The sequence below is a fragment of the Caulobacter sp. GW456-12-1-14-TSB4 genome (genome assembly GCF_059424195.1).
Genome location: NZ_JBWKZF010000004.1, coordinates 72356 through 91308 on the forward strand (window position 1 = coordinate 72356; position 18953 = coordinate 91308).

The window sequence follows — 18953 nt, forward strand, 5'->3', positions numbered from 1 at the left end:
CGGAAAACCGGGGCGCTGGTGTTGCTCGAGCCGGATGGCGAGCGGTCGAGGCCTTTGGGGCCTCCTGGCGAACTTTCAGGGTGCGGCCTGACGCTGGCGCGCCAGGCCATCACCGCTGGAAATCGAGCGGGCGCAGGTCGGTGCGTGATGTCCTGTCAGGTCGTTTCACAGGGTGAGCGCCAGAGCGCGAGACCTGGTTTGACTTGAGCCTGTAAGCGAACATCGTCGAGCCTCCTGCATGTCGCAAGACTTAACGCGCTTCCCAAAGGTCTCGAGGGAGGCCCTGAGGGCTGCACACCTAAACTACGCTTGAGACCGCCGTGCCGTTCCGATGAATCGTCTGGGGACGGATGACGCGATGGACTAAAGATCGACCTTGGCGTTGTCCCCCATCTGCGGGGCCGCGCCAGTGACCGCCGCCACCACCATCTTGACCAAGGCGACGGCCTTGCCGGGGCTGTCCCAAAGTTCGCCGTTGTCGGGCGTGAAGGTGACGAGACGGATCGACGGATCGCTGGCGTCGTCCCACCAGGCCTTGTCGAAATCGCTCCACAGGTCGGTGATCTTCTGACGATCGTTGCTCACGCGCGCCGATCCCGACATGACCACGTACTTGTAATGGCTGTTGTCCGCCCAGGCGCAGGAAACGCTCGGGAAGTGCTCGACCTGGCCGTTCTTGTCGCCCTCGACATCGACGAGGAAATAGACCGCGTGCTCGTCGCGTCGCACGCGGGCTGAAAGCGGCCGGCTGTGCTGCTGCTCTCCGTCCCAGGTGGTGAACATGGCGATGTCGATCTTCTCGGCCAACTCCCAGATCCGGTCGGCGACCTCTTGCGGGGATTTGGGGTTGTCGTCGCTGCGTTCCTTGGTCATCGCGGCCTCCTTTTGGCGTGAACAAAGCCAACGCGTCGCTGCGCCGACACGTTGCCAGGCCGCTCCCGCCGCGCCCCATGCGCTCGGTGGAAGGCGCGGCACGACCGATCCTGACGCGCCGCCTGGCGATTTTGCCTTGGGCGAGCGACTCGGATCATCTCGCCGCGACGAGGCGAACGATGACCCCAGACGAATTTCACGCCCTGGCCGTGGGGCTTGGCGCTGGCGCGCAGTCCAGGACAGTCCTTGAGACGGTGCAGTTTCGCCTCGGCGACAAGACCTTCGCGACCCTGGGCTGGCCCGAGAGGGGCTGGGCCGTGGTCAAGGTCGATCCAAGCCGGCAGGCCTGGGCGCTGGCCTTGAGCGACGGGGTGGCGCGCGAGCCGGGACGTCGGCGCAACAGTGGCATCGTTCTGGTCCGGCTGGCGGCGATCGACGCGGCGGTGGCCATCGAGCTCCTGGCCGCCGCCTGGGGTCACGCCCATGGCGCGGCGCGCGCGCGGGGCAGGGGGCGGGCCACACCGGTCGGCGCGGCGCGCCTGGCCGTCTAGGCGGCTTGGTCCGCCGTTCGCCTGTCTTTGTACGCCAGGGTTCGCCGGCGCGATTTGGCTGTTGAGATCGGCCAATTCCAGGTCTTCTTACTCATCCCCGTGGAAACCGGGGATCAGCCGTGGACCTTTCCGAAACCCAACTGGGACGTGAGCGCAGCCGGCAGATGCTGCGCACCGCGCTGGGACCGCTGCTCCTGGCGCGGCTGGAGGATCCGGGCGTGGCCGAGGTCATGCTCAATCCCGACGGCCGCGTCTGGGTCGATCGTTTCGACGCCGGCCTCGTTGACACTGGCCTGACCGTCTCGGCGCCGGACGCCGAGCGGATCCTGCGCCTGGTGGCCCACCACGTCGCCGCCGAGATCCACGCCGACCGCCCGCGGCTGTCGGCCGAACTGCCCGGCGCGGGCGAGCGCTTCGAGGGCCTGATGCCGCCGGTCGCGGCCGCCCCGACCTTCTCCATCCGCAAGCCCGCCAGCCTCGTCTTCCGGCTCGACGACTATGTGCTGTCGGGGGTGATGAGCGATCGCCAGGGCCAGTTGCTGGCCAAGGCCGTGGCCGGACGGGCCAACATCCTGGTGGCCGGCCCCACCTCCAGCGGCAAGACCACCCTGGTCAACGCGCTCCTGGCCGAGATCGCCTTGGGCGGCGACCGCGTCGTGCTGCTGGAGGACCTGCGCGAACTGCAGTGCGCCGCCGTGAACCAGGTCGCGCTGCGCACGCGCGAAGGGGTGATCAGCCTCACCGATCTCGTTCGCTCGGCCCTGCGCCTGCGGCCCGACCGCATCATCATCGGCGAGGTGCGCGGTCCCGAAGCCCTCGACCTGATCAAGGCGTGGGGCACCGGGCATCCGGGCGGCGTCGCCACCCTTCACGCCGGCTCGGCCCTCGGGGCGCTGCTGCGCCTGGAGCAACTGATCCAGGAAGCGGTGGTCACCGTCCCGCGCGGCCTGATCGCCGAAACCATCGACTTGATCGCCGTGCTGGCCGGGCGCGGCCGACAGCGACGCTTGATCGACCTTGTCCGCCTGGAGGGCCAGGCGCCCGACGGCGCCTACCAGCTCAGCCCCGCCTGAGACCCTAAGCCCCCCAACCCCCGACATCGTTGAAGGAGATGGCCTCGTGTCCACGAGCCTTGCCCTGCCGCGCGCCCCTATGCCCGCTCACCGGGCGCCCGGCCTTTCATTCCGTACGCGTCTTGCCGAACGGCTTCCCGCGCTCAAGCCCTGGGTCCTCGCCGGTCTGACCGTTGGCCTGGCGACGATGAGCGCCCAAGCCCACGCCGCCGGCTCGGGCATGCCCTGGGAAGAACCGCTTCAGCAGATCCTGGAGTCGGTCGAGGGCCCGGTCGCCAAGATCATCGCGGTGATCATCATCATCGTCACGGGCCTGACCCTGGCGTTCGGCGAGACCTCGGGCGGCTCGCGCAAGCTGATCCAGATCGTCTTTGGCCTGTCGATCGCCTTCGCGGCCAGCTCCTTCTTCCTGTCGTTCTTCTCCTTCGGCGGCGGAGCGCTGGTCTGATGGCCGGCGATCGCGCCCTGGGGTTCGCAGCCCCCGTCCATCGGGCCCTGACCGAGCCCATGCTGCTGGCCGGCGCCCCGCGCGCGATCGCCCTGGTCAACGGCACCCTGGCCGCCGCCCTTGGCCTTGGCCTGCGGCTGTGGGCCGTCGGCCTGCTCGTCTGGCTGGTGAGCCATGGCCTGGCCGTCTGGGCCGCGCGCCGCGATCCGCAGATCTTCGAGGTCGGCCGCCGCCACGTGCGCCTGCCGACCCGCCTGGAGGTTTGAGCCATGCTCGACCTTCGCGAATACCGACGCCATCCCGCCTTGCTCGCCGACTTCCTGCCCTGGGTCGCCTTGGTCGCGCCGGGCGTGGTGCTGTGCAAAAACGGCGGCTTCCAACGCTCGGCGGCCTTTCGCGGGCCAGACCTCGACAGCGCCACCGACGCCGAGGTCGCCGCGGTCGCCGCGCGGTTGAACGGCGCGTTGCGCCGCCTGGGTTCAGGCTGGGCGATCTTCGTCGAGGCCCGGCGCGACCCCTCGGCGCACTATCCGACAAGCAGCTTTCCCGATCCTCTGTCCGCCCTGGTCGACGAGGAACGACGCGCCGATTTCCAGGACAGCGGCGAGCATTTCGAAAGCCGCTATTTCCTCACCCTGACCTATCTGCCGCCCGCAGAGCGACGCGGGCGGCTGGAGCGCCTTTTCGTCGAGGGGCGGACCAGCACGACCATCGACTGGCGCGCCGAACTGGCCAGTTTCGTCGACCGGACGGACCGGTTTCTGGCGCTGCTCGACGGCCTGATGCCGACCCTGGCCTGGCTCGATGACGCGGCCACCTTGAGTTTCCTGCACGGGGCGGTCTCGACGGCGCGCCAGCGCGTGGCCCCGCCGCAGACGGCGATCCATCTCGACACCGTCCTAGCCACCGAACGGCTGACGGCGGGCCTGGAGCCGCGCCTGGGCCGGGCTCACCTGCGGGTCCTGACCCTGGTGGGCTTTCCGCCCGCCACCACGCCGGGGCTGCTGGACGATCTCAATCGCCTGGCCATCGCCTATCGCTGGAGCACCCGGGCGATCTGCCTGGACAAGACCCTGGCCACGGGCCTGCTGACCAAGATCCGCCGCCAATGGTTCGCCAAGCGCAAGTCGGTGCTGGTGCTGCTGCGAGAGGCCCTGACCCAGGAGCCTTCGGCGCTCGTCGACAACGATGCGGCCAACAAGGCTGGCGAGGCGGACCTGGCGTTGCAGGACCTCGGCGGCGACGCGGTCGCCTATGCCTACGTCACCGCCAGTCTCGTGGTCTGGGACGAGGACCCCGAGCGCGCCGACGCCAAGCTGGCCCTGGCCGAGAAGGTCATCCAGGGACGCGACCTCACCGTCATCCGCGAGGACGTCAACGCCGTCGAGGCCTGGCTCGGCACGATCCCGGGCCACGTCTACGCCAATGTCCGCCAGCCGCCGCTGTCGACCCTCAACCTGGCGCATCTGGCGCCGCTGTCGGCGGTCTGGGCCGGGCCCGAGCGCAATGCCCACCTGGACGGTCCGCCGCTGTTGATCGCCCGTACGGCCGGTTCGACGCCGTTTCGCCTGAGCCTGCATGTCGACGACGTCGGCCACACCCTGGTGGTGGGACCCACCGGCGCCGGCAAGAGCGTGCTGCTGGCCCTGCTGGCCCTGTCGTTCCGCCGTTATCGGCACGCCCAGATCTTCGCCTTCGACTTTGGCGCCTCCAGCCGCGCGGCCGTCCTGGGCATGGGCGGCGACTTCCACGACCTGTCGGGGGAGGGGGCTGTCGCGCCGACCCTGCAGCCGCTGTCCCTGATCGACGCGCCCGCCGAGCGGGCCTGGGCCGCCCAATGGCTGACGGCGATCCTGGCGCGTGAAGGCATGACCATCACTCCGGCGGTGCGCGAGCATCTCTGGACGGCCCTGGGGTCGCTGGCCGGTGCGCCCCTGGCCGAGCGCACCCTGACGGGCCTGGTGGCGCTGCTGGCCAGTCCGGCCTTGAAGGCCGCGCTCGCGCCGTTCGTGCTCGGCGGGCCGCACGGTCGGCTGCTGGACGGGACCGGCGAGGCGCTTGGCGAGGCGGCCGTCCAGGTCTTCGAAACCGAAGGCCTGCCGCGCGGCGCCGCCGCGCCGGCGGTGCTGGCCTATCTCTTCCACCGCATTGCTCGCCGCCTCGATGGCCGCCCGACCTTGATCCTGATCGATGAGGGCTGGCTGGCGCTCGACGATCCCGCCTTCGGCGCCCAGCTGCGCGAGTGGCTCAAGACCCTGCGCAAGAAGAACGCCAGCGTTGTCTTCGCCACCCAGTCCCTGGCGGACGTCACCGCCAGCGCCATCGCTCCGGCAATCATCGAAAGCTGCCCGAGCCGCATCTTCCTGCCCAATCCGCGCGCGCCCGAGCCGCAGTCGGCCGAGGCCTACGCCCGTTTCGGCCTCAACGATCGCCAAATCCAAATCCTGGCCCGCGCCACGCCGGCGCGCGACTACTACCTGCAATCGCGCGCGGGAGATCGCCTGTTCGATCTGGGCCTGGGCCCTGTCGCCCTGGCCTTCTGCGCGACCTCGTCGAAGGCCGACCAAGCCGCGATCGGCAGGGTTCTGGACGCCTGCGGCAAGCCGGGCTTCGCCGCCGCCTGGCTGCGAGAGCGCCGCCTGGCCTGGGCCGCCGACCTCCTGGCGGAGGGTCACGGCGCCCCGCCTGTCAGCCCTTCGGAGACATCGTCATGATCCTCACCCGACGCCGCTTGGCGGCGGTCGCGGGCGCAAGCCTGCTGACCCTGGCCGCGCCCTTGCGCGCCCAGGCCCAGTTCACGGTCTTCGACCCGACCAACTACGCCCAGAACGTGCTGCAGGCCGCCAGGGCCCTGGAGAGCATCAACAACCAGATCAGCGCCCTGCAGAACCAGGCCCAGATGCTGGTCGGCCAGGCCAGGAGCCTGGCCAGCCTGCCTTACTCTTCACTGGCGGCGCTGCGCGACCAGGTCGATCGCACGCGCGCGCTGCTCGGGCAAGCTCAGGGCCTGGCCTATGACGTCGCCCAGATCCGCGAGGCGTTCCACACCGCTTACGGCGCGGTCGACCTGACGGTGAGTGATGCGGCGCTGACCCAGCGCGCCGATACCCGTTGGAGCACCGCCCTGTCGGGGTTCCAGGATGCGCTGCGCGTCCAGGCCGGGGTGGTCGGGGGGCTGGGCGCGACGCGCGATCAGATGGGCGCGCTGGTCGATCAGAGCCAGGGGGCGGTGGGCGGCCTGCAGGCGACCCAGGCGGGCAACCAGCTCCTGGCGCTGCAAGCCCAACAGCTGGCCGACCTCATCGCGCTGGGGGCCGCCCAGGGGCGGGCCCAGGCGCTAGAGGCGGCCGACCGCGCCGCCGCGCGGGCCGACGCCAAGGCTCGGTTCTCCAAGTTCATGGGGAGCGCTGGAACGCCGTGACCCGGTCCCTCGTCTGGGGGACCGCACTCATCATCTTGCTGGGGGCCGCTGTCTTGGCGGGCGGGGCCTCCCAGCCACCGACGAACGGCTCGCCAAAGCCCGCGCCGCGTGATCCCGACCTGGCGCGCTGCCGGGACCTGGGCGAGGCGGCCGGACGCGACCTGGGCTGCCGGGCGGCCTGGGCCGCGGCGCGAGCCCGCTTCTTCGGCGGAGCCGCGTCATGACCGACGTCGGCGTCATCGATCGCTTCTTCGACACCTTCAACCACTATCTCGACAGCGGCTTTGGCTTGCTGGGCGGGGAGGTGGCGTTCCTCTCCACCACCCTGGTGGCCATCGACGTCACCCTGGCCGCGCTATTCTGGGCCTGGGCCCAGGACGCGGACATCCTGGCCCGGCTGATCAAGAAGACCCTCTATGTCGGGTTCTTCGCCTTCCTGATCGGCAATTTCCACGCTCTGTCGCTCGTGGTGCTCAAGAGCTTTTCGGGTCTGGGCCTGAAGGCTTCCGGCGCGGGCGTCTCGGCCGAGGACTTCCTGCGGCCAGGACGGCTGGCGGCGCTGGGCGTGTCGTCCTGCAAGCCGCTGCTGGCGGCGGCGGCCGAACTGGGCGGGTTTCCCGGCGTCTTCGAGAACATCGTCCAGATCGTGATCCTGCTGGTCGCCGCGCTCCTGGTCATCGTCGCGTTCTTCATCATCGCCATCCAGATCTTCGTGGTGCTGATCGAGTTCAAGCTCGTCACCCTGGCCGGCTTCGTCCTCGTGCCGTTCGGCCTCTTTGGCCGCACCGCCTTCCTGGCCGAAAAGGTGCTGGGCAACGTCATCGCCAGCGGCGTGAAGGTTATGGTGCTGGCCGTCATCGTCGGCATCGGCGCCTCGCTGTTCTCCGAGTTCAACGCCGCATCCGGCGGCCAGCCGACCCTCGAAGAGGTGCTGGCCATCGCCTTGGCCGCCCTGACGCTGCTGGGTCTTTCGATCTTCGGGCCCGGCGTCGCCTCGGGCCTGGTGTCTGGCGCGCCGCAATTGGGGGCCGGCGCGGCCGTGGGGACGGGCCTGGTGGTCGGCGGCATGGCCATGGCCGGCGCCGGCGCCGCCCAGATGGTCGCCTCCGGCCTTGGCGCTTCCGGGGCCGGCGCGGCGGCGGCGGGCGCGGGCGGCGGCGGACGTCCCCCGCCTGGCGGACCCACAAGCAGCGGCGCGCCCAATCCCGAGGGGCCGCCCCCCGCCGGACCGACCGGCGGCGGTCGCACCGGCGATGCGTCGCGCGCCTCCGCCGCGCCTCCTCCCAGAGATCCAGGCGATGGCGGCGATGGCGGCGACGGCGGGGAAGGCGGCGGCGCGCCGGCCTGGGCCCGCGATCTCCAGCACCGCCAGACCCTGGCCCATGGCGCGGCCATGGCCGTCCACGCCGCCGGCAGCGGCGACGATCACAGCGCTGGCGCTGCGCCCAGCCTTTCGGAGGACCGTTGATGAACCCGCTCAAGGGACCGGCGCGCTATGGCGCGACCCCACCGCCGCACACCCCCTACCACGCCGAAGGCCAGGCCTGGGACGAGCGCCTGGGTTCGGCCAGGGTCCAGGCCTTCAACTGGCGGCTCATGGCGCTAGGCCTGCTGGCGCTGAGCGGCGGGTTGTCCGCGGGCCTTGTCACCCTGTCGCTGCGCGGCGGCGTCACGCCCTGGGTGGTCGAGGTCGATCGCCTGGGCGAGCCGCGGATCGCCGCGCCCGCCGCCCAGGGCGCCAAGGCCAGCGACGCGCTGATCGCCTGGACCCTGGCGCGCTTCATCACCGATGTGCGCACCGTTTCCACCGATCCGGTGATGATGCGCCAGGCCTGGCTGCGCGCCTATGACTTCACCGACGCCGACGGCGCGGCGGCGCTGTCCGACCACGCGCGGCGCGCCGACCCGTTCAGCCAGGTCGGGCGGGCGCAAGTCACCGTGACCATCACCAGCGTCGTGCGCGCCTCGCCCAGCAGCTTCCGCCTGGCTTGGACCGAGCAGCGTTATGGCGATGGCCAGCTGGTGGCCACCGAGCGCTGGACAGCCATCCTGACCATCGCCGTCAGGCCGCCGCGGAGCGCCGAGGCCCTCCGGACCAACCCGCTGGGCGTCTTCGTCTCCGCCATCGCCTGGTCCAAGGAGTTTGGGGCATGAGCCGGCTTGCCTCCTTCGCGGGTCTTGTCGGCCTGCTCGCCGCATCGAGCCTTGAAGCCCACCCGTCGGCCGATCCGCGCCTGGCCGCGCCGGCCGGCATGATCCGCTTCGCCTATGATCAGACCCAGGTCTTTCCGGTGATCGCCACGCCGGGCCGCATCACCGATATCGTCCTGGAGCCGGGCGAGAGCCTGGTCGCCGCCGGGCCGGTCGCGGCCGGCGACACCGCCCGCTGGGTCATCGGCGACACCAGCAGCGGCGCGGGGCCCGCGCGGCGTGTCCATGTCCTGATCAAGCCGACCGCGGCGAACCTGGCCACCAACCTGGTGATCAACACCGACCGGCGCACCTATCACCTGGAACTGCGCGCCTCGGCGCGGACCTGGCAGGCGCAGGTCTCCTGGACCTATCCGGATATCGCACCGGTCTTGGTGCTCGCGCCGCCGGCGCCCAAAGCGGCGATCCTGGATTGGACCCGCGTCAATCGCGCCTACCGCATCGAGGGTGACCATCCAGCCTGGCGTCCGATCGCCGTCTTCGACGATGGCCGGCGGACCTATGTCGAGTTTGGGCCCGACGTCCTCATCGAGGACCTGCCGCCGCTCTATCGGACCAGCGCCGACGGCAAGAGCGCCGAACTGATCAACTACCATGTCGAGGGGCGGCGCATCGTCGCCGAGCGGCTGTTCGATCGCGCCGAGCTGCGCCTGGGCGTCAAGCGGGCGGCCCGCACCGTGCGCCTGGTGCGGCTGGCCCAGGGCGGGGAGGCGTCGCGATGACCCCGGATCGCAACGAGGCCGAGGCCGCCATCGCCAAGCGCCTGCGTCTGCGCGGTCCGTCCGCGCCCGTCGCCCGCCTGTCGCGACGGGCCCTAGTCGTCACCGGCGCGGTCGTCTCGGCGGGGCTGTTCGGGGCGGTGGGCTGGTCGCTGGTCCAGCGCGAGCGGGTCGGGGCGCCGAGCACGGAGACGCCGCCGCTCGCGACGCCGTCCGAACGCGTCACCGCCTTGCCGCGCGGCTATGTCGGGGCCGCCGGCGTCCCGGTCCTGGGGCCGCCACTGCCCGGCGACCTTGGCCGGCCCATTCTCAAGGCCGCGCGGGAGGGGCAGGAGAGGCCATGGCCGCAAGGAACGGCCGGCGCGCCGGTCGCCTCGGACATGGACCCCGAGACCCGGCCGTCACGGGCCGCGTCGCGACCGCTGGAGCCGCTTCCAGGGGTGTCGCGGACAGGCGCCTCGCCGGTCGGCGGGGCGCTGCCGGCCCGCGACAGCGACCTCTTCGTGGGCCGGTCCGAGGGCCGCGCGGCCGACACAAGACCTGTGGCGGCGGCCTTGCCCGGCCAGCCGGTCGTCCCCCCCGCCGGGGATCCTCGCATCACCAGCATCGAACGGCTTCAGGACCCCGCCTCGCCCTACATCCTCCAGGCCGGCGCGGTCATTCCCGCCGCCCTGGTTACGGGCCTGCGGTCCGACGCGCCTGGCCTGGCGATCGCCCAGGTCACCCAGGACGTCCATGACAGCCTGGGCGGCGGGGTTCTGCTGATCCCGGCCGGATCGCGCCTGATCGGGGCGTACGACGCCCAGGTCCGCGATGGCCAGAGCCGCTTGCCGGTGGTCTGGACGCGACTGATCCTGCCGTCGGGACGCTCGATGGTGCTCGATAAGCTGCCGGCCGCCGACGCCCAAGGCATGGCCGGCCTGCAGGACGGCGCGGACCGTCACGGGTCCCGCGTTCTGGCGGCGGCGGGCCTGTCGACCCTGCTGGCGATCGGGACTGAAGCCGGCGGCGCCGGCGACGAGGAGGCGCTTGTCCGCGCCCTTCGCCGGGCCGGGGCCTCGAGCGCCAGCCAGGTCGGTCAGCAGATCGTCGGCAAGAGCCTGGACCTGGCGCCGACCCTGACGATCCGTCCCGGCGCAAGCCTCAGGGTGTTGCTGACCCACGACCTGGTTTTGGAACCCTATCGCGGGGAACTGGAGCGATGAGCAAGCTCAAGCTTGGACCCCTGGAGGACGACACCCCCGTCAAGATCGCCGTGGAGCTGCCCGCGGCCGTTCATCGCGATCTTGTCGCCTACGCCCAGGCCCACGCGGCCCAGGAAGGGGGCAAGGCCGCCGAACCGACGCGGCTGATCGCCCCGATGCTGGCGCGGTTCATGGCCACCGACCGGGCCTTCGTGCGGGGCCGCAAGCCGCGCGCCGGGTGACGGCTGCAGAGCGTGGCACAAGGGCCTGACTTTTTAGGACGACCTCTCCGGCCGGCCTTGAAGGCGACCTTTTCGCAGGTCGCGCCCTGTCGCCAGGAAAGCCTGTCGCTGGCCTGCGCGTCCAAAGCACGGAGGCGATGGTGAAGGGATTGGGGAACCGACGGTATGCGAAGTCGTTCGAACGCGGCTGGCTGCGGCGCTCTTCGAAGCGACGCCGTTGGCGCCGGTCGCCGGGTGGGGGAACATCGGCGGCCGGCTATTTCCTGGCAGCTCGGCGCGCGGATCCCAGTCCGAGCCCTGCACGGCGGGATGAGGCGGCGCGACCTAGGTGGTCAGGGCGAAGAGCAGGTCCTGCACGAGCGCCCGGCGCTCGGGCTCCTCGCGCCTGGCCTCGGCGACAATCAGCTTGTCCTCACCGACCGTGAGCGCGTCACCCCAACGCGACAGGCGGGCGCGCGCGGAGGCAAGCGCCGATCTGGGCAGGACCAACGAGACGCCCTTGGGGCCGGCGCGCACCTGACGCACGCCCGCGCTCCTGGCCAGGTGCTGTAGCCGGGCCTGGTCGAGCAGGGCGGCGACCTCGGGCGGAAGAGAACCAAAACGGTCCTCAAGCTCCTCCTCGAACGCATCGACCTCGCCAGGACCCTCCAGCCGCGCCAGCCGACCGTAGAGATTGATCCGGGTCACCGCGTCCGGAACATAGGCTGGCGGGATAGCGCCCGGCGCGCCCAGATCGAGCTCGGGGGTCCAGTCGTCGGCCTCGCCCTCGCCGCGCGCGATCCGCAACGCCTGGGCCAGGAGACGCTGATAAAGGCCCGCGCCGATCATCCTCATATGACCGGCCTGATCCTCGCCGACGAGGTCGCCGCCGCCACGAAGATCCAGGTCGCGGGCGCTGATCGCCAGCCCCGAGCCGAGCCGATCGAAGGCTTCCAGGGTCGACAGGCGCGCACGCGTGGCCTCCGACAGATCTTCACGGGGGTCGGAAAGCAGATAGGCCACGCCTTGCACGCGGCCCCGGCCAACCCGGCCGCGCAGTTGGTGCAGCTGGGCCAGGCCAAAGCGATCGGGCCGCCAGACGATCATGGTGTTGGCGCGCGGCACATCCAGTCCGCTTTCGATGATGTTGGTGGCCAACAGGACATCGCCATCGCCGTCGGCGAAGCCCACCATCACCGCGTCGGCGTCCTCGGCGGGCAGATCGCCGTGGGCGATACGCACCGAAAGCTCCGGAACAAGGCTCTCCAGCTGCCGGGTGAGCGGGCCGATGTCCTCGATGCGCGGCGCGACCAGGAAGCTCTGGCCGCCTCGACGCTTCTCGCGCATCAGCGCCATGCGCAGGCTGGCCGCGTCGAACGGCGCCAGGAAGGTGCGGATCGGCCGGCGGCGGGCCGGGGGGCTGGCGATCACGCTGACGTCCTGGACGCCGATCATCGCCGCCTGCAGCGTGCGTGGGATCGGCGTGGCCGTCAGGGTGAGCAGGTGACCGTCCTGGGCCATGGCCCGCAGTGTTGATTTCAGCGCCGCGCCGAACTTCTGTTCCTCGTCGATGATCATCAGGCCAAGGTCGTCGAAGTCGATATCCTTGCCGCCCAGCGCCTGGGTGCCGATGACCACGCTGATGTCGCCCCGCGCCAGACCCGCCTTGACCGCCCGGGCCTCGGCGGCGGTGACCAGGCGCGACAGATGCGCCACGCCGATCCCCGTGCCGGCGAACCGGCGCTTGAAGGTCTCGACATGCTGGCGCGCCAGCACGGTGGTTGGGGCCGCGACCGCGACCTGGCGGCCGCTCAACGCCACCGCCGCGGCCGCTCGCAACGCCACCTCGGTCTTGCCAAAGCCGACGTCACCGCAAACCAGCCGATCCATCGGCCGGCCGCTGGCGAGGTCGGCCAGCACCGCCTCGATGGCCGCCGACTGGTCGGGGGTTTCGGGATAGGCGAAGCGGGCGGCGAACTTGGCGTAGGCGGCCTTGGGCGGGACAAGGGGCGGGCAGGTCCGCGCCTCGCGGGCCTTGGCCAAGGCCACGAGCTGGGCGGCCGCCGCCGCGAGATGGCGATGGACCTCGGCGCGGCGCTTGGCCCAGCCCTCGCCCTTGAGGCGGTCGAGCGTCACCGCGCTCTCCTCGGCCCCGTAACGCCAGATCCGGCCGATCTCGTCGACCCTCGCCTGGAGGATGTCGCCGCCATGATACTCCAGCTGCAGGGTGTCGTGGGCGACGCCGTCGATCTCGATCCGGGCCAGGTCGCGGAGCACGCCCACGCCATGATCCTCATGCAGAACCACGTCGCCCGGCCGCAGGTCGGGCTCGGCCAGGAGGTCCTGCACCGCGGTGGCGGCGCGGGCGGCGGTGCGCCCGCCGACCACATCGCTGGCGGCGATGACCACCAGACCGCTGGCGGCCTCGACAAATCCGGTGTCGAGATCCAGCTCGACGCCGACGACCGCGCCCGGCGCGCTGGCCTGGGCAGCGGCCCAGTCCGCGCAAGGCTGAGGCTTGAGGTCCAGCCCGCGCCTCAAGGCTCGGGCCAGCGGTCGAAGTTCCTGGCGAAGTCCCGTCAGCACCACCCGCCGCCCCGCCTGGCGATGACCATCAACCAGATCGCAGAAGGCGCGGCCGGGATTGCGCTGCAGGGCCAGGCTCGCCATCGGCTCGAACCCGCGGATGTCCAGCCGCGCGGCCCGCCACGTGGCGAGCGCGGCCTTCAGGTCGGGTCCCAGCAGGTTAAGCGTGGCGGGCGACCCAGGCTCCGGGCCAAATCCGCCAAGCGTCCTGCGCGCCTCGAAGGCGTCCAGTACATGCGCTTCGACCTCGGCTAGCCGCGAGGGCGCCTTGGCGTCGGTCGAAAGGCGGGCCGTGGGCAAAAGGTCGAACAGCGACACCAGCGCGCCGTAATGGTCGGCCATGGCGTGCTCGCCCCCCGAAAGCCGCTCGGGCAGGGCGCCATCATCGCTCTTGAGGATCAGCTCACTGGCCGGACCCAATCGCAGGGTCTCGATCTCGCCTTCCGAACGTTGGCTCAGGGGATCGTAGAGTCGCATCTCGGCAATGCGCCCGTCCTCGAGCACGATCCGCACCGGCCGGGCCGCATCAGCGGGAAAGACATCGATGACCTCGCCCAGGAACGCGATCTCGCCCGGCTCATCGATGCGATCGTCGACGACATAGCCGCACGCGGCGGCGAACTGGCCCAGGGCTTGGCGATCGAGCCGCGCGCCACGCTCGAGCTCGAACACGGCCTCGCGCGCCACCTCGGCCGGCGGCAGCTTCTGCACGAGCGCCTCGGGCGAGGTGATCACGATCCGCCGGCCGGCCGCCGCGCAGAGACGGCGCAGCACGGCCATACGCCGTCCCATCACGTCGCGCGACGGCGAGGCCCGGTCATAGGGCAGGCAGTCCCAAGGCGGCAGGACGAGAACCTCGATATCGGGCGCGAAGCCCGCCAGGGCCCGGCCGATCTCCTCGGCCCGGCGCTCGCTCGACGCCAGGTGGACCAGGGGCGCCGCGCTCCGAGCGACCTTGCGCGACAAGGCCAGCGCCACGGCCGAGGTCGGCGGCTGCAGGCTGGGCGGCTTGGCGGCGCGGTGGCCTCGCGCCCCCGGCGACAGGATCTCGCCGACGGTCGGGGAGTGGCTCGCGGCCTGGGACATGGGTGGGCAACTCTTGAAGACGACGCGCCTGGCGTCGGCGCGAGCAGGGCCACAACACCCGATGCCTGAGGAGGTTGCGTCGCCGGCGTCTGGCAAGGCAGAGCCGGGCCTGCAGCGATCTTTTGACGCCGCGACCCGCCGACCACGGAACGTTCGCGGCGAGGGCGCCGTTGAGCTTGCCCGACGGCAGCGCTTGACGCTGACGGCGCGCAAGGAGGGGATGTGACGGCAAGATCAGCACAGCGGCGGGCGTGGGGCGTGGCGCGCTGGGCAAGACGGCCCCCAGTGCTGCGCGGGCTCGAATGGGCCGGTCGGCTGGGCTATGCCGCCCGCGGCGTCGTCTATCTCGGCCTGGGTGCGATCGTCCTGCTGGCCGCAGCCGATCTGACGCCGCGGGCGCGCGGCGCCAAGGCCATGCTGGCGGCCTGGGCCGACTGGCCACTGGGCCTGGTCCTCGTGGCCCTTGTTTCGCTGGGGCTGCTGGCCTTTGCGGTCTGGCGCGGCCTGCAGGCGCTGCTCGACGCCGATCGTCACGGAGACTCCCCCAAGGCCATCGCCGTGCGGATCGGCCAGGCGGTCAGCGGGCTGATCTATGGCGGCCTTGGTCTCTGGGGCCTGGAGCTGCTCGATGCGTTCGAGGATGTCGGCGAGGCCGACGAGGAGCAGGCCGCCCATGGCGCGGCCGCCAGCATCCTGGCCTTGCCCTATGGCGAGGTGCTGCTGCTGATGGCGGGCGTGGTCCTGGTTGGTGTGGGTGTCGGCAACATCGTCCAGGGGCTGATGCAGGATTTCGCCAAGCGACTGGCCTGCGATGCGCGCGTCTGCCGCTGGGTCGCGCCGCTGGCGCGGCTTGGCTATGGAGCCCGAGGCCTGGCGACCTTGCCGGCCGGCGTGTTCCTGATCCAGGCGGGCCTGGAGGCGCGCAGCCACGACGCCCATAGCTGGGGCGGGGCCTTGCAGGCGCTGGAACGCCAGCCGTTCGGATCGTGGATGCTGGCCCTGATCGCGATCGGCCTGGTGGCCTTTGGCCTTTTCGGATTCGTCGAGGCGGCGTTTCGGCGCATCCAGCCCGCCCAGGCGCTGTCCTGATGGCCAAGGATGATCGTATCGCCTCCGCCAAGGCGGCGTCTCGGGCGGCGCGCGCGCCGACCCCCGCCAAGCGCGGTCCGATCTTGGCGCGCACCCGTAATCTCAAGATGGCCCGTTCGGCTCACGCCTACGTCCGGGGCAGCACGGTGAAGTTCTACGAATGGCTGGAGGCGCGTCCCTCGGGCCTGCCCAGCGGCCCGCCGGTTTGGATCTGCGGCGACTGCCACCTGGGCAATTTGGGACCGCTGGCCAGCGCCAAGGGCGATGTCGACATCCAGATCCGCGATCTGGACCAGACCGTGATCGGCAACCCCGCCCATGACCTGATCCGGCTTGGCCTGTCCCTGGCCTGCGCGGCGCGAGGGTCGGACCTGCCCGGCGTCATCACCGCCCAGATGATCGAGGCGATGATCGACGGCTACGAGGAGGCCTTGGCCGCCGATTTCGAAGCCGAGACGCCCCACCCGCCGATGATCGGCGCGGTGGTGCGCGAGGCCGAGCGACGGACCTGGAAGCATTTGGCCGGCGAGCGATTGCGCGGCGCGCGGCCCGTGATCCCGATCGGCCGACGCTTTTGGCCCATCACCCGCACCGAGCGGCACGAGATCGAGGCGATCTGCGCCAGCGATCCGGTCCGCGCCTTGGTCACCAGCCTCAAGTCCCGAGGCAAGAAGGACGACATCCGCCTCCTGGACGCGGCCTATTGGGTCAAGGGCTGCAGCTCGCTGGGCCGGCTGCGGTTCGCGGTGCTGCTCGAGGTCGACGGCGGCGACGGGGCGCCTGACATCTGCTTCCTGGATATCAAGGAGGCGATCAAGGCCGCCGCGCCACGCGATCCCGACGCCGCCATGCCCCGCGACAACGCCGAGCGGGTGGTGGCCGGCGCCCTGGCGCTGTCGCCGCACCTGGGCCAGCGAATGGCGCCGGGGCGCCTGCTCGACAAGGCGGTGTTCCTGCGCGAGCTGATGCCCCAGGACATGAAGCTGGAGATCGTCGGCCTGGCCCCGGCCCAGGCCATGGACGCCGCGCGGGCCCTGGCCCGGGTCGTGGGCCATGCTCACGGCCGGCAGATGGACGCGGCCGCGCGCAAGGCCTGGATCGCCGACCTCTCGCGCAATCGCTCGGGCGCGCTCGACGCGCCGTCCTGGCTATGGTCCAGCGTGGTTGATCTGGTGGCCGTGCATGAGGCGGCCTATCTCGAACACTGTCGCCGCTACGCCCTCGGACTGGTCTAGGGACGAGCCGCGACCATAGGTCCTGCCGCGCTCAAGCCAGGGCGCGCAGGCGCTTGTGGATGTCGGTGGCGGCGATGGCCGCTTCGGCGGCGGCGACGGCGATCTGGTTGAGACCGCGCACGACGTCGCCAGCCGCATAGAGGCCCTCGATCGAGGTCTCCTGGTGAGCGCTGACCACGAGGTTGCCATCGGCGTCGTGGGCCGCGCCCCACTGTAACGCAAGGCGGCTTTGCATCTCGCAACCCAGGGCCAGATAGAGGCAGTCGAAGACCCGCGCCGCCTGGCCAGGACGCTGGAGCGTGACGCCCTCGGGGCCGACGGTGAGCTCGTGCAGCGCGATCGGAGCCAGCGCGACGCCGTGCTCGGCAAGGCCCTGCCGGTCGCTCAGCTGATTGATGTCGCCAAGATGGAGAAGGGTGACCGCGTCGGAATAGGTCGTCAGGAACGCGGCCTCCCGCGCGCCCAGGTCGCCATCGCCCAGAACGGCGATCGTCTGGTCGATGGCCTCATAGGCGTCGCAGATCGGGCACATGCGCACCTTGGCCGCGCGGATCGCCGCCTCGACGCCGTCGAGCGCGGGCAGCCGGTCGACGACGCCGGTGGCCAACAGCACCAAGCGCGCCTTCACACAAGCCGCAGCCCGACCCGTCTCGGCGGCGAGATCCTCCAGGTGAACGAGGAAACCCCCGTCGGTGCGCGATAGGGTGGTCGCCCGCGCTGCGCGTCGCTCCGCGCCGTAGAGGGCGGCCTGGCGGCTCATGTCGGCCAGCAACTGGCGCCCGCCGACGCCGCCGGGGAAACCGGGGGTGTTGTGGCTCTCGGGGATCCAGTCGGCGCGCGGACGTCCGCCGTCCAGGATCAGCACCTTGCGTCGAAAGCGTCCCAGATAGGTCGCGGCCGTCAACCCGGCCGGACCCGCGCCGACGATCACCACGTCATAACCCCGCAGGGTGTCGTCGGGCGCGGCGGGGGCTTTGGTCATGTTCGGCGGGCTCGTCGAGGGCGCGCTGGCGCAGGCGCCAGCTTAACGAGCGCTCGCCTGGGCCGTTCCGGAGAACCCTGGCCCGGGCTTGCCGGGCGGATGTGGGCCAGGGGAGGGGCGGGCGCGGCGGCCGGGAACATCGCGCAAGCCGCGCCGTTCAAATCGCGCCCCGTCCGGGGCGATCGCGATAACGATGGAGACGCCGACCATGGCCCGACACTCTCTACTGGCCGCCGCCGCCCTGGCCGCCCTGACCCTCGCCGCCTGCCAGAAGAAGGACGCCGAACCCGCCCCGGCCGATCCGGGCACGGGTAACGCGGCCGTCAACGCCGCCCAGGATGCGACCTCGACGGCGGTCGGGACCGCCGCGGCCGTCACCGGCCCGATGTCGACCGACGCCTTCGTGACCAACGCGGCGATCAGCGACATGTACGAGATCCAGGCTGGCCAGATCGCGCAAGCCAAGGGCCAGACCCAGGCGGTCAAGGACTTCGGCAAGCAGATGGTCACCGACCACACCGCGCTTTCCAACGCCATGAAGCCGCTGATCATCGCCGCGGGCAAGACCGCGCCGGCGGGCCTGGATGAGCGCCGCAAGGGACTGATCGACAACCTCAACGCCGCCGCCCCGGCCGATTTCGACAAGGTCTATCTGACCCAGCAGGAGGCCGCGCACAACGAGGCCCTGACCCTGATGCAGGGCTATGCCGACCACGGCGACGATGTGGGCCTGAAAGGCGGCGCGGCCAAGGCCCTGCCCAAGATCAAGGCTCACCTCACCCACGTCCAGGGCCTGGCCTCGGCCGTCCACTAAGCATCATTTGATAGGAGGCGTCCCCGATGGGCCTTTTTTCCAAGATCGTCGACAAGATCTTCCACCACGACCAAGCCAAGGCCGCGCCGAGCACGCCGGCCACGGCCAGCGCCGTCGCCCCGGTCGCCCCGGATCCGGCGACGCCGTCGGCGGCCGTGGTCACGCCGGCCGCTCCGGTCGATGTTGAAGCGGTGCTGACCTCGATGGCAGAGATCGACGGCGGCGGGGGCAATTGGCGCACCTCGATCGTCGATCTCCTCAAGCTGCTCAAGCTCGATTCCAGCCTGGAGGCCCGTAAGGAACTCGCCGACGAACTGGGCGTGCACGCGGGCGAGGCCGGGAGCGCCGAGCAGAACATCGCTCTGCACAAGGCGGTGATGAAGAAACTGGCCGAGAACGGCGGTCAGGTTCCCGACAGCCTCTACCGCTAGGGGCCAGTCCGGCGGGGCGGGGCGGGCCG

General features: G+C 71.1%; 19 protein-coding genes. 16 read left to right on the forward strand and 3 right to left on the reverse strand.

The window, feature by feature from the left end; genetic code table 11:
- Window positions 1-363: 363 nt before the first annotated feature.
- Window positions 364-873 (reverse strand): pyridoxamine 5'-phosphate oxidase family protein, encoded by a 510-nt coding sequence (locus AC07YH_RS04990; RefSeq protein ID WP_494745904.1) that lies wholly within the window; start codon window positions 871-873, stop codon window positions 364-366.
- Window positions 874-1052: 179 nt separating this feature from the next.
- Here AC07YH_RS04990 and AC07YH_RS04995 point away from each other — a divergent pair, with 179 nt between their 5' ends.
- The 12 genes from AC07YH_RS04995 (at window position 1053) to AC07YH_RS05050 (ending at window position 10722) form a co-directional block, all read left to right on the forward strand.
- Complete coding sequence (locus AC07YH_RS04995; protein WP_494745905.1) at window positions 1053-1424, forward strand: hypothetical protein; 372 nt, start codon at window positions 1053-1055, stop codon at window positions 1422-1424.
- A 164-nt stretch (window positions 1425-1588) separates the two neighbouring features.
- Complete coding sequence (gene trbB, locus AC07YH_RS05000; RefSeq protein ID WP_494746082.1) at window positions 1589-2497, forward strand: P-type conjugative transfer ATPase TrbB; 909 nt, start codon at window positions 1589-1591, stop codon at window positions 2495-2497.
- A gap of 46 nt (window positions 2498-2543) precedes the next feature.
- Entirely contained in the window at window positions 2544-2945 is a 402-nt protein-coding gene (locus AC07YH_RS05005; protein WP_494745906.1) for a TrbC/VirB2 family type IV secretion system protein, read from the forward strand.
- The gene (locus AC07YH_RS05010; RefSeq protein ID WP_494745907.1) at window positions 2945-3211 is read left to right on the forward strand and encodes a VirB3 family type IV secretion system protein; all 267 of its coding nucleotides are present in this window, start codon (window positions 2945-2947) and stop codon (window positions 3209-3211) included. Before AC07YH_RS05005 ends, AC07YH_RS05010 begins: the two co-directional genes overlap by 1 nt.
- 3 nt (window positions 3212-3214) lie before the next feature.
- Window positions 3215-5659: a conjugal transfer protein TrbE gene (gene trbE, locus AC07YH_RS05015; protein ID WP_494745908.1), complete on the forward strand. Its 2445-nt coding sequence runs from the start codon at window positions 3215-3217 to the stop codon at window positions 5657-5659.
- Entirely contained in the window at window positions 5656-6366 is a 711-nt protein-coding gene (trbJ, locus tag AC07YH_RS05020) for a P-type conjugative transfer protein TrbJ (RefSeq protein ID WP_494745909.1), read from the forward strand. The genes trbE and trbJ overlap by 4 nt, the downstream gene beginning before the upstream one ends.
- Entirely contained in the window at window positions 6363-6590 is a 228-nt protein-coding gene (gene trbK-alt / locus AC07YH_RS05025) for a putative entry exclusion protein TrbK-alt (RefSeq protein ID WP_494745910.1), read from the forward strand. Before trbJ ends, trbK-alt begins: the two co-directional genes overlap by 4 nt.
- Entirely contained in the window at window positions 6587-7834 is a 1248-nt protein-coding gene (trbL, locus tag AC07YH_RS05030) for a P-type conjugative transfer protein TrbL (protein ID WP_494745911.1), read from the forward strand. Before trbK-alt ends, trbL begins: the two co-directional genes overlap by 4 nt.
- Window positions 7834-8520 carry a conjugal transfer protein TrbF gene (gene trbF, locus AC07YH_RS05035; RefSeq protein ID WP_494745912.1) on the forward strand — a complete coding sequence of 229 codons (687 nt, stop codon included), beginning with the start codon at window positions 7834-7836 and terminating at the stop codon, window positions 8518-8520. Before trbL ends, trbF begins: the two co-directional genes overlap by 1 nt.
- Window positions 8517-9299, forward strand: a complete 783-nt coding sequence (gene trbG / locus AC07YH_RS05040) for a P-type conjugative transfer protein TrbG (protein ID WP_494745913.1) — start codon at window positions 8517-8519, stop codon at window positions 9297-9299. Before trbF ends, trbG begins: the two co-directional genes overlap by 4 nt.
- Entirely contained in the window at window positions 9296-10501 is a 1206-nt protein-coding gene (locus tag AC07YH_RS05045) for a TraB/TrbI/VirB10 family type IV secretion system protein (protein WP_494745914.1), read from the forward strand. The genes trbG and AC07YH_RS05045 overlap by 4 nt, the downstream gene beginning before the upstream one ends.
- Window positions 10498-10722 carry a DUF2274 domain-containing protein gene (locus AC07YH_RS05050; protein WP_494745915.1) on the forward strand — a complete coding sequence of 75 codons (225 nt, stop codon included), beginning with the start codon at window positions 10498-10500 and terminating at the stop codon, window positions 10720-10722. Before AC07YH_RS05045 ends, AC07YH_RS05050 begins: the two co-directional genes overlap by 4 nt.
- A gap of 324 nt (window positions 10723-11046) precedes the next feature.
- Here the strand turns inward: AC07YH_RS05050 and AC07YH_RS05055 are convergent, their stop codons facing one another.
- Window positions 11047-14373 (reverse strand): TRCF domain-containing protein, encoded by a 3327-nt coding sequence (locus AC07YH_RS05055; protein ID WP_494745916.1) that lies wholly within the window; start codon window positions 14371-14373, stop codon window positions 11047-11049.
- A gap of 285 nt (window positions 14374-14658) precedes the next feature.
- On the opposite strand from AC07YH_RS05055, the gene AC07YH_RS05060 reads away from it, so the two are divergent.
- Together AC07YH_RS05060 and AC07YH_RS05065 are read left to right on the forward strand one after the other, a co-directional pair.
- Window positions 14659-15462, forward strand: coding sequence for a DUF1206 domain-containing protein (locus tag AC07YH_RS05060; RefSeq protein ID WP_494745917.1), 804 nt, complete (start codon window positions 14659-14661; stop codon window positions 15460-15462).
- The gene (locus AC07YH_RS05065) at window positions 15462-16697 is read left to right on the forward strand and encodes a DUF2252 family protein (RefSeq protein ID WP_494745918.1); all 1236 of its coding nucleotides are present in this window, start codon (window positions 15462-15464) and stop codon (window positions 16695-16697) included. The genes AC07YH_RS05060 and AC07YH_RS05065 overlap by 1 nt, the downstream gene beginning before the upstream one ends.
- 31 nt (window positions 16698-16728) lie before the next feature.
- On the opposite strand, the gene AC07YH_RS05070 is transcribed toward AC07YH_RS05065, so the two are convergent.
- A complete protein-coding gene (locus AC07YH_RS05070; RefSeq protein ID WP_494745919.1) occupies window positions 16729-17679 on the reverse strand; it encodes an NAD(P)/FAD-dependent oxidoreductase in 951 nt (316 codons plus the stop codon).
- A gap of 208 nt (window positions 17680-17887) precedes the next feature.
- Between AC07YH_RS05070 and AC07YH_RS05075 the strand changes: the two genes are divergently transcribed.
- Together AC07YH_RS05075 and AC07YH_RS05080 are read left to right on the forward strand one after the other, a co-directional pair.
- On the forward strand, window positions 17888-18493 hold the full coding sequence (locus tag AC07YH_RS05075) for a DUF4142 domain-containing protein (protein WP_494745920.1): 606 nt from the start codon (window positions 17888-17890) through the stop codon (window positions 18491-18493).
- A 26-nt stretch (window positions 18494-18519) separates the two neighbouring features.
- The gene (locus AC07YH_RS05080) at window positions 18520-18924 is read left to right on the forward strand and encodes a DUF3597 domain-containing protein (protein WP_494745921.1); all 405 of its coding nucleotides are present in this window, start codon (window positions 18520-18522) and stop codon (window positions 18922-18924) included.
- Window positions 18925-18953 lie beyond the last annotated feature (29 nt).

Bases quoted from the DNA above. Each gene is read 5' to 3' on its own strand.
- AC07YH_RS05075 (WP_494745920.1), top strand. From the start codon at position 17,888: ATGGCCCGACACTCTCTACTGGCCGCCGCCGCCCTGGCCGCCCTGACC.
- AC07YH_RS05010 (WP_494745907.1), top strand. From the start codon at position 2,945: ATGGCCGGCGATCGCGCCCTGGGGTTCGCAGCCCCCGTCCATCGGGCC.
- AC07YH_RS05055 (WP_494745916.1), bottom strand. From the start codon at position 14,373: ATGTCCCAGGCCGCGAGCCACTCCCCGACCGTCGGCGAGATCCTGTCG.
- trbL (WP_494745911.1), top strand. From the start codon at position 6,587: ATGACCGACGTCGGCGTCATCGATCGCTTCTTCGACACCTTCAACCAC.
- trbG (WP_494745913.1), top strand. From the start codon at position 8,517: ATGAGCCGGCTTGCCTCCTTCGCGGGTCTTGTCGGCCTGCTCGCCGCA.
- trbE (WP_494745908.1), top strand. From the start codon at position 3,215: ATGCTCGACCTTCGCGAATACCGACGCCATCCCGCCTTGCTCGCCGAC.
- AC07YH_RS04990 (WP_494745904.1), bottom strand. From the start codon at position 873: ATGACCAAGGAACGCAGCGACGACAACCCCAAATCCCCGCAAGAGGTC.
- AC07YH_RS05080 (WP_494745921.1), top strand. From the start codon at position 18,520: ATGGGCCTTTTTTCCAAGATCGTCGACAAGATCTTCCACCACGACCAA.
- AC07YH_RS05070 (WP_494745919.1), bottom strand. From the start codon at position 17,679: ATGACCAAAGCCCCCGCCGCGCCCGACGACACCCTGCGGGGTTATGAC.
- trbJ (WP_494745909.1), top strand. From the start codon at position 5,656: ATGATCCTCACCCGACGCCGCTTGGCGGCGGTCGCGGGCGCAAGCCTG.
- AC07YH_RS04995 (WP_494745905.1), top strand. From the start codon at position 1,053: ATGACCCCAGACGAATTTCACGCCCTGGCCGTGGGGCTTGGCGCTGGC.
- AC07YH_RS05045 (WP_494745914.1), top strand. From the start codon at position 9,296: ATGACCCCGGATCGCAACGAGGCCGAGGCCGCCATCGCCAAGCGCCTG.
- trbB (WP_494746082.1), top strand. From the start codon at position 1,589: ATGCTGCGCACCGCGCTGGGACCGCTGCTCCTGGCGCGGCTGGAGGAT.
- AC07YH_RS05065 (WP_494745918.1), top strand. From the start codon at position 15,462: ATGGCCAAGGATGATCGTATCGCCTCCGCCAAGGCGGCGTCTCGGGCG.
- AC07YH_RS05050 (WP_494745915.1), top strand. From the start codon at position 10,498: ATGAGCAAGCTCAAGCTTGGACCCCTGGAGGACGACACCCCCGTCAAG.
- trbF (WP_494745912.1), top strand. From the start codon at position 7,834: ATGAACCCGCTCAAGGGACCGGCGCGCTATGGCGCGACCCCACCGCCG.